Source organism: Sulfurovum sp. (assembly GCF_041562805.1).
Classification (GTDB): domain Bacteria; phylum Campylobacterota; class Campylobacteria; order Campylobacterales; family Sulfurovaceae; genus Sulfurovum.
Window position 1 is genome coordinate 14,310 of the sequence record NZ_JBFFOH010000005.1, and the last position, 14,322, is coordinate 28,631.

Annotated in this window: 16 protein-coding genes; 2 read left to right on the forward strand and 14 right to left on the reverse strand. The window is 36.0% G+C overall.

Translation table 11 applies throughout. From position 1 onward, the window contains the following. Positions 1-88 precede the first annotated feature (88 nt). From ABYK33_RS01385 to ABYK33_RS01425, 9 genes are all read right to left on the reverse strand, one after another. The gene (locus tag ABYK33_RS01385; protein WP_373031112.1) at positions 89-832 is read right to left on the reverse strand and encodes a phytanoyl-CoA dioxygenase family protein; all 744 of its coding nucleotides are present in this window, start codon (positions 830-832) and stop codon (positions 89-91) included. A 45-nt stretch (positions 833-877) separates the two neighbouring features. Further along, a complete protein-coding gene (locus ABYK33_RS01390) occupies positions 878-1,219 on the reverse strand; it encodes a YraN family protein (RefSeq protein ID WP_373031113.1) in 342 nt (113 codons plus the stop codon). Between the two features lie 274 nt (positions 1,220-1,493). Next, complete coding sequence (locus tag ABYK33_RS01395; protein WP_373031114.1) at positions 1,494-1,901, reverse strand: PGPGW domain-containing protein; 408 nt, start codon at positions 1,899-1,901, stop codon at positions 1,494-1,496. Positions 1,902-1,948: 47 nt separating this feature from the next. Then, entirely contained in the window at positions 1,949-3,130 is a 1,182-nt protein-coding gene (locus ABYK33_RS01400) for a cation:proton antiporter (RefSeq protein ID WP_373031115.1), read from the reverse strand. A gap of 246 nt (positions 3,131-3,376) precedes the next feature. Further along, positions 3,377-3,874, reverse strand: coding sequence for an Hsp20/alpha crystallin family protein (locus ABYK33_RS01405; RefSeq protein ID WP_373031116.1), 498 nt, complete (start codon positions 3,872-3,874; stop codon positions 3,377-3,379). A gap of 19 nt (positions 3,875-3,893) precedes the next feature. Further along, the gene (locus ABYK33_RS01410; RefSeq protein WP_373031117.1) at positions 3,894-4,319 is read right to left on the reverse strand and encodes an Hsp20/alpha crystallin family protein; all 426 of its coding nucleotides are present in this window, start codon (positions 4,317-4,319) and stop codon (positions 3,894-3,896) included. Positions 4,320-4,332: 13 nt separating this feature from the next. Continuing rightward, a complete protein-coding gene (locus ABYK33_RS01415) occupies positions 4,333-4,779 on the reverse strand; it encodes an Hsp20/alpha crystallin family protein (protein ID WP_373031118.1) in 447 nt (148 codons plus the stop codon). A 99-nt stretch (positions 4,780-4,878) separates the two neighbouring features. Continuing rightward, positions 4,879-5,541 (reverse strand): Crp/Fnr family transcriptional regulator, encoded by a 663-nt coding sequence (locus ABYK33_RS01420; RefSeq protein WP_373031119.1) that lies wholly within the window; start codon positions 5,539-5,541, stop codon positions 4,879-4,881. Between the two features lie 333 nt (positions 5,542-5,874). Beyond that, complete coding sequence (locus ABYK33_RS01425) at positions 5,875-7,971, reverse strand: molybdopterin oxidoreductase family protein (RefSeq protein WP_373031120.1); 2,097 nt, start codon at positions 7,969-7,971, stop codon at positions 5,875-5,877. Positions 7,972-8,189: 218 nt separating this feature from the next. Here ABYK33_RS01425 and ABYK33_RS01430 point away from each other — a divergent pair, with 218 nt between their 5' ends. Both ABYK33_RS01430 and ABYK33_RS01435 read left to right on the forward strand, forming a co-directional pair. Then, on the forward strand, positions 8,190-9,440 hold the full coding sequence (locus ABYK33_RS01430) for an OFA family MFS transporter (RefSeq protein WP_373031121.1): 1,251 nt from the start codon (positions 8,190-8,192) through the stop codon (positions 9,438-9,440). A gap of 125 nt (positions 9,441-9,565) precedes the next feature. Then, positions 9,566-9,814, forward strand: coding sequence for a hypothetical protein (locus ABYK33_RS01435; RefSeq protein WP_373031122.1), 249 nt, complete (start codon positions 9,566-9,568; stop codon positions 9,812-9,814). 174 nt (positions 9,815-9,988) lie between these two features. On the opposite strand, the gene ABYK33_RS01440 is transcribed toward ABYK33_RS01435, so the two are convergent. From ABYK33_RS01440 to rlmB, 5 genes are read right to left on the reverse strand one after another with little or no spacing between them, the layout of a single operon-like run. Continuing rightward, on the reverse strand, positions 9,989-10,486 hold the full coding sequence (locus ABYK33_RS01440) for a YajQ family cyclic di-GMP-binding protein (RefSeq protein ID WP_373031123.1): 498 nt from the start codon (positions 10,484-10,486) through the stop codon (positions 9,989-9,991). 11 nt (positions 10,487-10,497) lie between these two features. Beyond that, positions 10,498-11,760, reverse strand: a complete 1,263-nt coding sequence (locus tag ABYK33_RS01445; protein ID WP_373031124.1) for a homoserine dehydrogenase — start codon at positions 11,758-11,760, stop codon at positions 10,498-10,500. Continuing rightward, positions 11,760-12,986 carry an LL-diaminopimelate aminotransferase gene (locus ABYK33_RS01450; protein ID WP_373031125.1) on the reverse strand — a complete coding sequence of 409 codons (1,227 nt, stop codon included), beginning with the start codon at positions 12,984-12,986 and terminating at the stop codon, positions 11,760-11,762. Before ABYK33_RS01450 ends, ABYK33_RS01445 begins: the two co-directional genes overlap by 1 nt. A 47-nt stretch (positions 12,987-13,033) precedes the next feature. Beyond that, entirely contained in the window at positions 13,034-13,624 is a 591-nt protein-coding gene (locus ABYK33_RS01455) for a hypothetical protein (protein WP_373031126.1), read from the reverse strand. Then, on the reverse strand, positions 13,611-14,297 hold the full coding sequence (gene rlmB, locus ABYK33_RS01460) for a 23S rRNA (guanosine(2251)-2'-O)-methyltransferase RlmB (RefSeq protein WP_373031127.1): 687 nt from the start codon (positions 14,295-14,297) through the stop codon (positions 13,611-13,613). The genes ABYK33_RS01455 and rlmB overlap by 14 nt, the downstream gene beginning before the upstream one ends. Positions 14,298-14,322 lie beyond the last annotated feature (25 nt).

The window sequence follows — 14,322 nt, forward strand, 5'->3', positions numbered from 1 at the left end:
AACTATTGTTTTAGCTTATATTCTTAAAAAATATTTGTAATTTCGTCTTAACTGTATCCAATTAGGATAAAATTACTCTCATTTATGTTTATTTTAAACTAATTTCAGGATGCGCAGAAGAACGTGTCCCCTCTATAGATCTGTTTTTCTTTCCTTTAACTGTATAGACAAAAGAGATCTTTGCCTGATCTGTGCTGTTTTTATTGGCACGGTGCAAAAGTCTTCCGTGAAACAAGACCACATCCCCTTTTTGCAATACCGTACTGGTTTTCTTTTCTATCAATCTTTGGTTTTCTTTTGGTGTAGCTGAGAAGTATTGTTTTCCTTCAAACTGTTCTGGAGAAAATTGTATTTTATGACTTCCAGGGATAAACTCTAACACACCATTTTCATCATACTCCTCATCAAGTGCAAGCCATACACTGACAAGATTGTCATTTTCAAAATTCCAGTATCTGATATCTTGATGCCACGAAGTCTCTGTAGAAGTATGAGGCATTTTCGTCATAATAGAATTATGATGGGCCAAAGTGAGTACCGGTGTGTCTTCGAGTACCTGTTCTAAAACGGGACGTATCTCTTCATTTTCCATCCAGGTCTTAAACACGATATCACGTTGATACACTTGTCTAAGTCTACGTACAGTGACCTTAAGAACTTCTTTATCATCGCCTACATATTCTGACTCGGTTTCAATAGGAGGGATTTTATATTTTAAATGTACTTTAGCCAACTCTAAAATAGTATTACATAGTTCATGATCAGCAAACTGACGCAGAACAAGAAAACCGTCTGTGTTAAACTGCTCTAGTTGCGAAGTGGAGAGTTTCATCGCTGTACCCTTTAGATAATATGAAGAATTATACCTAATAAAATACTAAAGCGTTACATTTTCAAGAAACTCTACTTCATTATGACGTATGATAAGCGCATCGATGCTAAATGTCACATCCAAGTTTTTTGTTTTCATGTAGTAGTGTGCGGAGTTAATGATTTTTCGAAGTTTGGAAGGTGTCACATTATAGACAGGATCAAAGTCCATTTTACCACTTTTCACTTCTATGAAGTGTAAGACATCATCACGACTGGCGATGATGTCTATCTCTCCTAGTTTACGTGCAAAGTAATTTCGCTCGATGATCAGAAATCCTTCTTGTTCTAAAAAATGTGTGGCAAGCGTTTCACTCTCGTCACCATAGGTTTTTGGAAGTTCCCTCATGGCTTGAAAAAGCCCACCACTTTTTCATCTGTCTTTTTAACTTCAAAGACCAGCATGATATGCTTACCCAGTACTGTATATATATTAGTATGTATGGATGTAATCATTTCATGCATTGTTACTCCTATTATTAGGAGTATAGAATAAAATCTAATGAGAAAGCAGAAGCATGTCAAATTGACATACTTTTTAATCAAATTCTTAAAATAGAAAACCTTATAAAGTTATATATTTTATAAGGTTTTGAAGAGATATAACAGATATCTGATCTCATTTATACTTTTAGCGGTTCTTGGTTTACTTTTTCTCGTAATTTATTTATAAATCTTAGAATATTAGAATTTTTTATAATCTTTCTCATTATTTTATATTTATATGGGAAATCCATAAGAATAATACCACCAATAATTGTGAGTATACCTTGGCCAGGAATAAATAGCATTATTACACCACTTAGAATTAAAACAACTCCAATTATGTTTTTTATTACAAGTACTACTAATCTTAAAATTGGAGGACAATTACCCCAAGGGCACTTTTTTCGTTGATTGGCCAAAAAATAATCCGATGGTATTTTAATTAGTATCCATGGGACCACTATCAAAGAACCAATTAATCCAACCAATCCAATAAGTGTTGAATATAAGAAGATTTCTTCATGGGTATTAAAAAACTCTAACAAGAATATTTCCTTATTTAAAATATTTAACTAGAATCAATGACAATAAACTAAGTGCTCATTTTTTTCATTGCATCTGATTTTCGTAAAGCGTAACGAGTCACCATAGGTCCAAATATTTCGAAGATGATGGTCGTTCCTAATACAATCGGTAATATAAGGTGAGTATACTCAGAATAATGCTGCGATGCTATTAATGCCATACCGATTGCTACACCAGCTTGGGGAATCAGTGCAAGTCCCATCCACTTTTCAATATTAATGTCCGAACCACTTAATTTTGCACCCAAACGCACACCTATATAAAATCCAGCTAGACGGGACATGATGTATATAAACCCTACAAATCCTACATCAAAAAGTGCATCAATTTCTAGTGCTGCACCTGCTAGAATAAAGAAAATAATCATAAAAACCCATTGAATATTTTCAATAGCATGAAAAGGACTTGTATGATGTTTTGCAAATGTAGTAACTGCACTACCCATCGCCATAGCAGCTAAGATAGGAGAGAGTCCTAACCATTGAGAGAGGCCGCTAATAAAAAAAACACTACCCAAAGCTTCAATCATACTTGGTTCACCTGGTTTAATCCTACCTGTTATTTTGGCGACTGGATAGCCAATCATATATCCAAGCAGGAGACTGCCAAATATTTCAATCATTCCAGTGGAAACAATCATATACCATCCTATTTGCTCACTTGCACTAAGAACTGAAAGTACTAAACTGAATAAAAACAGTGCCAAAATGTCGTCAAAAGCGACTACAGCGAGTAATGTTGTCACAAATTTATTTCTAATCTTCATCTCATGAACAACTTCATAAATTGCTGCAGGAGCAGTTGCTGAAGCAATACTTGCCAAAATCACTGCTGCAGGTAACGGCAATCTTATAAGAAGTAGCATTGCTGATATAAGCACAAATGACATTAATACTTTTCCCAAAGCAATTGAGAAGACAGAGATACCAGATTTATTCAATTTAGACCATGTAAACTGCTGACCAATTAAGAATCCAATCATTCCCAAAGCTATGGTTGTGATAGTATGAAACCATTCGTCAATAAAAACCTTAGGTAACAGGTTGAGACCACTTGGTCCAATAAAAATACCAAGAATAATAAGTAGCGATACCCGTGGTAGAGATATTTTATTTGCTAGGATTTCAGCCACTAAACCAAGGAAAAAGATAATACCAATGAATAGGATGAGTTCTGGATGTGCATTCATAATATTTAATTATAGCATTTCTATATAAACCCATGTCAATATCGGGATATTGGTAAAAATTAGAAACTGTCTTAGAAAACGAATATTTGTTTTAAAGAAATTCTTCGTAACAGAAAATGATGGAATTATCATACAAACGTCTAGCCCAAAGAATTTCAATGAATGATACAAACCTTATAAAATATAAAACGTTATAAGGTTTTGATAAGAAGAAAGTTTTTAATAAGAAGTCTCAAAGATACAAAGTTATTTTTTCTGTTTAGGTATAGTGATTTTCAATACTCCATCTTTATATTCGCTTTCAAATTTTTCAGCATTTGCATCTTGAGGCAATGTAATCGTTCTCATATAGGAACTTGTAAAGCGTTCACGCTTTACATAACCTTTACCTTCTTCTTCTTTATTTTTAGAAGTTTTTGCTTCTATTTTCAGTACTCTGCCTTCTACCGTGATGTCAATTTTGTTTTTTTCTGCACCTGGTATATCTGTCTCGAGTACGTAACTATCTCCTTCATCTACAAGATCCATAGCAGGCATGGAAGGAAAAGAAAATGTAAATTTACTGAACATATCCTCTTCCATCATCTTTTGATGAAAACGTTCAAACATTTTACCCATTTCCTGTTGCATCTTTTGTATCTCTTCAAAAGGGTTAAAACTTGTGTCTGGTGTTTTTTCTGTAGCCATTACACCGGAGGTTGCCAAAACTAAACTTGTAACCAGTACCGATACAATTTGCTTCATGATATCTCCTTTAAGAAAACTATTTTACTTCTATCGCTTTTGGCTTTAGACTTTTTTCTCTCTCAAGATCAATGACCAATCTGCCATCTTTATATTTAGCGTTGATCTTATCCTGATCGATTCCTTTTGGAAGAGAAAAACTTCTCTCTATTCTTCCAAATGAGCTCTCCATATGATAATAGTCTTTCTTCTTAACCTCTTTTTTCATCTTTCTCTCACCACTGACAGTCAAGATATTGTTATCAATTCTTACATCGATATCTTCTTTTTTGATACCAGGCATGTCGATCTCTACATGAAAATCTCCGCTTTTATTTTGAGCAAGATTAGCAAAAGGAAGATGGCTGGCGACATTTCTCAGTGCCTCCTTCCCTCTTTCATATCCTTTTTCCAGAGTCTCTTCAATTTCATTTCCGATCTCTTTTGTTTTTTCAACGATATCCATTTTCAAGCTCCTATTATTTAATCTCAATTTTTTTAGATTTGTTTTCAGCTTTTGCAAGCTTAGGAATAACCACTTCAAGTACGCCATCCTGTGACTCTGCATGAATGTTCTCCACATCTACATTTTCAGGCAAAGTAAAACTTCTTTCAAATTTACCATAAGAACTTTCTACTTTATAATAATCTTCTTCTTTCACTTCTTTTTTTGTTTTTCTTTCACCAGAAATCGTTACAATATTGTCTTTGACATCTACATCGATATCTTCTTTTTTGACACCTGGCAGATCAACTTCTACATGATAAGCATGCTCTCCCTCTCTTGTATTGACTGAAGGATTAAAATCTGTTTTGAGCAAACTTCCTCTATTCTCAATAAAATTATCTAAAAATGAATCAAAATGCTTAAATCCATTTCTAAACTCCTGAAGTTCTTTTGACGGGCTATATTTTGTTAAGTACATATTAAATCCTTTAATTTTAAGATAAATAAGTATAGTCCAATCCAGCACTATATATCTGCCACTTTAGTAGCACTTGAAGAAAATATATGATAAATGTAGCTACGCTAAAGGAAGTTGGTCTAGCAATTTTTGCGTATCTTTAAGTTTTATATTTTTATGATTCACATCGATGATACCATCATGTTTAAGAGTTTGAATATTACGGTTAAGTACTTTGCGCACAGTACCTATAAGACTTGCGATTTCTTCGTGCGGAAGATCATGTATAAGATTAAGTTTATTTTTGTTTTTACTGTTTATATTTTTAGAGATCAGTTTTAAGAGTCTAGTAGAAGTATCATAGAAGGAAAGGTCCAAAGCTAACTCTTCTATATCACGGAACTGTTTAGCTATATAAGGGAAAAGAAGCTTATTAAAGTCAGGATCTTCATGCATCCACTTTTTAACAACATCTATAGGGAAAACTATGATCGTTACTTCGTCTAATGCATACAATAGATTATCATGTATTTTATTATCTAAAAGGGTTACTACATCATACATGTCACCATGTGTAAGTATCTTCAATGTCTGTTCTTTACCATTAGAAAGATTAACTTGAGAAACTTTGATTCTGCCATCAAGTATAAAGAAAAAGATCTTGCACATCTCTTCTGAAGTAAAAATCAACTCTCCTTTTGAAAATAGATGAACCTTTCCATATTTTTCTATATCTTTATGTAATATGCTTTGTTCTATGTCAATAGGAAGTACTTGAGTCATCTTTATTCCTTTTCTGCACTTAAATTATTGATAGACTTTATTATATTATTATATTATTAATGTGTTTTTATTAGCAATATATAATACTAAAGTAAATAAAAGAGTGTTAGCTACCCATTTCTAAACCTTATAATCTAACATATTTTATAACGTTTATCGCTGTAGCGACGTTTGCAAGGCATAAATCTGTACCCTCCCATAGGAAACCTTATAAAACCTTCTATATAGAAGGTTTTATAAGGAAATGGTTAAAGAAAATTGAATGGAGTCAAAGAAGAATAAGAGAGTCTCTAAGGTCGCAAATTGCGACCTCAAAATTTACCCTAAAGCGATTTACTCACCTACAGGAATAACATCAACTTGAATTGATTTAAAGGCAGCGGTCATAATAAGCTCATCACTCTTATCACCAAAAATATAGTTTAAATTTGAATCCGCATGATGAAATGTAGTATAAAGTGTTTTTGGACGAACTTTATCTGTAAACTTTACTCTGAGTGGATTGGTCTCTCCGTATTCAGTTTTTAAGATAACTTTCTCAGTAGAAAACTCTGCTGCGTCATCTTCATGCACAAGTAAGATATCTTGCGTATGTTTTTTCATCAATTTTTCAGTGTACTTTGTCTGAGCGGAGTTATTATAGTGAGCCATAATTCTTCCCGTAGTTAGGTGATACCCTTTAAGCGCTTTGTTGATGATCTCTTCGACCATACCCGAAAGCGTATAGCCATGGTATCTAAATGCGCCAATTCCATCTTGTGTTCTAAAGTCTTCTCTGTGAAGTACTGGAGTGCCCTTTCCATCTTCAGTGATCGGCCACGAAATCCCCTGTTTTTCATTTGCTCTAAGCACCTCATACGAAGCACCTGTAAATCTATTTGTCGCAGTTTTTCTCACATCTTCCCAGATATCTTCTGATGATTCAAAACCAAAATCTCCACCCATTTTATCATCAAGAAGTTTAATCACTTCCCAATCATCAGGCAAGTCAGATTTTACTAAAGGTGTTGAGAGATGTACTTTTCTCATCGCATTGATATAGATACCTGTTTTCTCATATGCTGATTTTACCCCTACAACTATATCTGCACGGCGCGCTATATCTGTCATAAAAAGTTCTTGAACAAAGATAAGTTCTAAGTTTTCAAACGCTTTTGTAAGCTTATTGATATTTGGATGGATATGTGTAAGGTCTTCACCAATATTTAGCACACCTTTTATAGTTCCTTCAAGCATTCCATCAACTAATTGAGGTGTCATAAGACCAACCTCTTTTGGTGCTTGATAATCAGGGGCATAGTATGGAAGCATCCCCATATCACAAGCTCCTTGCACATTTGTTTGACCTCTTAGAGGCATTACCCCTGCTCCGTCTTTACCAATGTTACCTGTCATAAGTGCAAGGTGAACAATGGCCATCACAGCATATGAACCATCAACATGTTCTGTAATTCCAAGTCCCCAAAGAATGAGAGATTTTTTCGTCGCGTATTCACGAGCTATCTCAGGAAGCATATCAGCTAAATACTCATACCCTGCTACATCTCTAAAAAATTCCGGATTTGCATATGGATCCTTTAAGATGTTCTCTTTAAAGTGTTCAAAATTCTTCGTTCTATTTTTTATAAAATCTTTGTGGTATAACTCTTCGGTAATGATGGTATAAGCTATCATGTTTAAAACAAGTAAATTTGATTCATGTGGCGTAACCGCTTTATACTTTGAAAACTTATGAAGCTTGATCTCACGCACGTCAAAACATGCGATTGGCGTACCATTTTGTGCGGCTTTGATCATACGGTTACCAACAATTGGATGCGCTTCAGTCGTATTTGAGCCCATCACGATCATAAACTCTGTTTTATAGATATCATCAAATGGATTACTGGCAGCTCCCTCACCAATTGTAAGTCTCATACCTTTAAGCGATGGAGAGTGACAGACTCTTGCACAGTTGTCAACATGAGGGGAATTGAGTGTATAACGGGTAAACTTTTGAAAGTAGTAAGCGCTCTCACAAGAGCTTCTAGCTCCACCAAGTGAACATACTGATTTTTCACCATGCTTTGATTGAATATCTTTAAGCTTCATCGCTCCAGCAGTTGTAGCAGAGTCCAGATCAGTCTCATACCATGTATCATCTAAATCAGTTAGACTACCTGCTATCGCTACTTTAATTTTAGGATTTTTCTCTAAAAAACTTTTACGAATTCGGGGTACATTGATTCTCTCTTTTGAATCAACAAAATCGTAACCATGAGTTCCTTTAATACAGAGTTTTCCTTCTGATGTAGCACCATCAGGATGTGCAAAGATCTTTTTAATTTTATTTTCTTTTGTATCAACATGCGCAGCAATATCGCAACCAACCCCGCAATATGCACATACGCTGTCAATTACTTCATAGTCGTTATCAACTTTTTTTGTCATAATTTACCTTTTATTCACAATTAGGAGTAAAATTATCCTAGTTAGGTTTAAAATCAAGATGTTTTAAGTAACTCTTGTTAATATTCATCGAATTATATCAAAAGGATTTACAATTAATGTAAAAATGAATGTGCTTGTTTCAAAAAAGCTCTTATGATAACAATATACACTTTGATAACTTAGATATAACCCCTGCAATCAAGATCAAGGAATATTAAATGACTACAAAAGTTAAAAATCGCTGGTTCATGGCTCTGGCTGCCATGGCAATTCACATCTGTATAGGCTCTGTCTATGCATGGAGCGTATACGTAAACCCTATACAGTCCACAATGAACTGGACACTTACAGATGTAACCATCACATTTTCTGTTGCTATCTTCTTTTTGGGTTTATCTGCTGCTCTTATGGGTAAGTTTGTAGAGAGTAAAGGACCTCGGGTTGCTGCTACACTTGCAGCTGTTTTATTTGGACTAGGGACTGTAGGTTCTGGTCTGGCTATCTACATGGAGTCAAAAATACTTCTTTATCTTACCTATGGTGTTCTAGGTGGAGCTGGTCTTGGTATAGGGTATATTTCTCCTGTATCCATGCTTGTTAAATGGTTCCCAGACAGACGTGGTATGGCAACTGGACTTGCCATCATGGGCTTTGGTTTTGCCTCTGCCATCTCAGGACCTGCCATTAAAATACTTATAGATGCCGTAGGTATATCTTCAACATTTTACATCTTAGGTTCTATCTACTTCATCATTATGTTTACAGCAGCACAATATCTTGCCAATCCTCCAGAAGGTTATATGCCTGAACGTCTAAGTAATGCTATCAACGCAGGTAAAAAGAAGATCAAAGAAGACCTGGTAAACATTACACGTAATGAAGCTGTCAAGACTGCCAGATTTTATGGGCTATGGATCATGCTTTTCATCAACGTAACATGTGGTATTGCCATTATTTCTGTAGCTTCTCCACTCTTACAAGAGGTCATTGGTATTTCTGCTTTAGCCGCAGCCTCAGCTGTAGGTCTTATGGGTATTTTCAATGGTGCAGGTAGAATTATCTGGGCAAGTGTTTCTGACTACCTTACCAGACCTGTTGTATTTATCATTTTCTTTATCACACAGATCATTGCTTTTTATCTACTCACAACAGTGACAAGTGTACTATTATTTACTATTTTGGTTTACTATATCATGACCTGCTACGGTGGAGCATTTGCTTCTGTTCCAGCCTATATAGGTGATATTTTTGGTACAAAAGAGCTTGGTGCTATTCATGGGTATATTCTAACTGCATGGGCCTTAGCAGGACTTGCAGGACCTATTATTATTGCCTATGTTAAAGACACAACGGGTAGCTACTCTGGCACACTTTATGTTTTTGTAGGTCTCTTCTTCGTAGCGCTCATCACTTCAATCTTCATGCTTCTAAACATCAAAAAAATAAAAGCAAGTCAAATACAAGCCTAACTTATTTGCCACTTCCGTGGTACAATAACGCTAAATAAGAGTAAAATTATCTTATTTAGCTTATAATCAAGTTCTTATTAATCTTTCTCTGTTATTATCGGTCAAATTAAACAAAAAGGATTACAATGTCAACTGTAAATATAGCTCAAGAATGTGGATGCTTCAAAAGAAGTGAATTAGAAAACAATGTTACGTTTGATAACAAAGATGATGCGATGATCAAAGCACAAGGTATGGTAAGCCATATGAATGAAAAATTCTGTGGTAAACATGGTTTTGAACTTAGTGAAAATGGTAATGATTTTGCTATCGCTATGAAAGCACCACAAGCTGCTGCTTCAGGCGGATGCTGTGGTGGTGGACACTGTTCATAGAACAGTCCGCCCATTAATCACACCAAGTATGCCCTGTCGTGGCGAGCGCCCTCGTAAGCAAAGCGATTCGAGAGCCACGATGATTTTTTGCTTCGTTTTTTCTAAAAAAACGCCGTGAACGAAGAGAGAAACAACGCCTCAGTTCTAATATCTAAGGCAATTTAAAAAATAAATCTATTTAAAATTCCCAAACACCAACGGCGCTTTCAGATCCAAAGTTTTCACTTCAGCCATCACAGTCTGAAGATCATCTATCTTCTTCCCAGATACACGTACCTCATCACCTTGAATCGATGGTGTTACTTTTATCTTTAGATCTTTGATGGCTTTAACGATCTGTTTTGCTTCATCTTTATCAATAGTATCGACGATACGGTAGATCACTTTAGTGTTACCACCGGAAATACCTTCGGTTTTTACCTCTTCAAGAGACTTACCTGCGATGCCTCTTTTGATAAGTTTAGAGATAAGTATATCTTTAAGCGCATCAATCTTAGAATCTGTAGAAGCACTAAGGCTCAAAGTCTTAGCAGCCTCATTGAGATTAAATTCAGCTACCAATCCTTTAAAATCAAAACGTGTAGCCACTTCTTTTTCTGCCATGATAAGCGCATTTTTCAGCTCCATCATGTCCAGCTTAGCCGTTATATCAAAATAGTGATCTTTTGCCATCGGGGTTCCTTTTACTTCTCAATTCTCATCATAGCTATTTCACCATGAACCACATCAAGTTTACCTAGTGCACAGATAGCATCTTGCATTTTACTCTCTTTACAGACATGTGTCGTAAAAAGCAGTTTGGCTATCTCATCATTGGTAGTAGGTTTTTGAAGCATCGCTTCTATAGAGATATCAAACTCTCCAAGTGTTGATGTGATCGCGGCAAGTACACCGCTTTGATCGTCTACTTCCAGTCTAAGATAGTATTGGGTCATAATATCTTCTTTTGGTAGAAGTTTAAGTCCGCTCTCTAAACCTTTTTTATATCCAAGCATTGGTCCCTGATTTCCGCGAACGATATCTATAATGTCAGCTATCACTGCTGACGCTGTAGCATCACCACCCGCACCAGGTCCATAATACATCGTCTCACCTACACGGTCACCTACCACAGTAACAGCGTTCATCACACCATCCACTTTGGCTATCATAGACGATTGAGGTATCATCGTAGCATGTACTCTAAGCTCTACACCTTCACCCACTTTTTTAGCAATACCGAGAGACTTGATCTCATAACCAAACTCTTTGGCAAAGTCTACATCTGTTTGTGTGATATTTTCTATACCTTCTATAAGGATGTCTTCAGGTTTTGCATCTATCCCATAGGCGATACTTGCCAAGATAAGTAATTTATGTGAAGCATCAAATCCACCGACATCAAAAGTAGGATCCGCTTCTGCATATCCTAATTCCTGAGACTCTTTAAGAATTTCATCATACTGTGCACCTTCATTGATCATCTTGGTAAGCATATAGTTACATGTACCATTCATAATACCTTGAATCGAGTCTATATGGTTCGCAGAGAGTCCATTACGCAATGCACCGATAATAGGTATACCACCAGCCGTACTTGCTTCATACATCAAAGGGATATCACCTGCAATGGTCTGAAGCTCATAACGATGGTATGCAAGAAGTGCTTTATTTGCCGTCACCACTGCTTTACCATTTTCAAGTGCCTTTTTAACAAGGGCATACGGTTCTTCAACCCCGCCCATCAGCTCCACAACAATATCTATCTCAGGATCATTGACCACATCTAGTGGATCATCGCTGAGCTTGATATTTACCCCTCTGTCTTTAGAGAGATTTTTTACCACACCTGATTTTACGAGGATCTTTTTCCCGGCTCTTGCTTCGATAATATCGGCATTTTCTTCAAGTATCTTCGCAACACTTGCACCAACAGTACCGACACCTAAGATTCCTATTTTAACCATTATTTTTTTGCCTCTTCCAGTTCTTTTAAGTACTTTTTGATGTTACGTGCTGCCTGTCTGATACGATTTTCATTTTCTATCAGTGCAATACGTACGTATTCATCACCATATTTTCCAAACCCTATCCCAGGACTTACAGCAACATCCGCATGAATCAGAAGCTGTTTTGCAAATTCTAAAGAACCCATTTCTCTTGCTATCTCAGGAATTTTTGCCCAGATAAACATAGAAGCATTTGGCTTTGCCAATGGCCAACCTGCATTTGTAAAGGCTTCTATCATTACATCACGTCTTTTTTGATAACGAGGGATGATCTGTTCATCAGGAATATACCCGTGCTCATCAAGTGCCACTGTTGCAGCTACCTGAATAGGTGTGAACATACCATAATCCAACCAAGACTTGATACTCTGCAGTGCACCGATAAGTTTTTTATTCCCTACAATGAAACCTACTCTCCAACCAGCCATATTATATGATTTTGAAAGTGTATAAGACTCAACTGCTACATCTTTAGCACCTTCAACACTCATGATAGACGGTGTTGTATATCCATCAAATGTGATGTCAGCATAAGCGATATCAGAAATAATATAAAAACGTTTCTCTTTAGCAAGTGCTACAAGTCTCTCATAAAATTGAGGTGTTACTGTTGCCGTACTTGGATTATGCGGGAAGTTAACGACTAAAAATTTTGCTTTTGGAATAGAATTGTCCAAATGTTCTTCTACATCAGCCAAAAACTTATCTTCATCCACTTCAAATGTATCTTCATTAAAAATAAGTTGCATCTTCTCTACATTGGCTCCTGCCAAAATAAATGCCTGAGAGTGGATCGGATAGGTTGGATCTGGAACGATAGCCACATCACCAGGATTTGAAATGGCTTGTACAAGGTGCACATACCCCTCTTTACTTCCCATGGTTGCAACAACCTCTGTATCAGGATCCAGATCTGCATTGTATTTACGTTTATACCACTTACTCATAGCCAGTCTAAGTTTGTAAATTCCCTTACTTGCACTGTACCCATGTGTTTTTGGCTTTTGTGCTGTTTCACATAATTTATCAATAATAGGTTGTGGTGTAGAAGCATCAGGGTTTCCCATAGAAAAATCTATGATATCCTCTCCTTTTCTTCTTAATTCCATTTTAAGATCATTGATCTCTGCAAAAAGATACTTTGGTAATCGGTTTATCTTATCAAATTGAATTTCATCAAACATGCTTTTCTCGCTTTAAAATTTTTTTCATTTTCCCTATCCACACTGTACTAAAATTGAGTTACAGGTTCAACGGAAACATTCACTTCTTTCTCAAGAGATTCACTCATTTGTGTACTTGTTTCCACAACAAGATCTTCTACTTTCTCTTCTACCACTGTATTCGTATCATTGATCATTACATTAGCAATACTTAGATCTTCTACAGTGACCTCTTTTTTCGTCTCGTCAGTCTCTACCTCAGTCGTTTCTATCATTTGCTCATTCATAAAAGGAATCAGTTCACTCAAATGTTTTTTATCAAACTGCGTAAAAAAATACCAAGAGGCATATCCAAGAAGCGCCAACACCACTAGCAAAAATAGCTTTGAATTTCCCTTTTTTTCCTCTTCCATAGGGCCGCCCACACTAAAGGCATGGTCTTCACTATGCAAAGAATAATATGTAAGTGCCTCTTCCTTTAGTGCATTGAGATCTGCTTTATATTCTCGCTCCAAAATAGAGATAAACCCTAAAGCTTTGATCTTCATTAGAACTTCAAAGTTTCTGGCTAAAAGATTTTCAAGATTATCTTCAGATATCTTGGTCTTTTGACTGATACTTTTTACCGTGTTTTCTTCAAGAATCTCATTTAATTGCATAACCCATCCTATGTATTAAAATCGCTGCAGCAGCACTCACATTCAAAGAATCAAATGAATGTTTCATCTCTATTGAAACCTTATGATCTAATTTCGCCATCACTTTTTTGGAAAGTCCTTTGCCTTCACTTCCCAAAATAAGTACACGTCTTGTGTCAAATGTTATATCTTGCACATTTTCCCCATCCATAGAGGCACCATAAAAGGTAAATCCTAATTGCTGCAGTTCATTAAATGTATCTAAAATATTAGATGCTATCATAAAAGGCATATCTAACATGGCACCAGAGCTCGTACGTGCAATGGCAGCGAAGTTAAGTTGCTTCACTCCTGTAGCAATGATAGCATCTGCACCAAGCGCATATGCTGATCGTACAATGGCACCGATATTTCCTACATCCGTTAAACCATCAAGTACCACAATAAAATCATTCTTTTTGATCTCAGGCAGAGAACTTTGTTCGAATTCAACCATCTCTACAAGTAAGCCTTGGTGATTTCCACCTTTACTCATAGACTGTGCCCACTTCTCTTCTAAGAATTTGATATTATCGTGATATTTATGAAATAGATCATTAGGGAGTATCCCTTTCTTAGCAACATAAACGGTTTTTATTTTCTCTGAATGCTGCTCTAGAGCATGTAAACAGACTTGTTTTCCATATATAATCATAGAGATGATTTTACCTTTTTTTTGC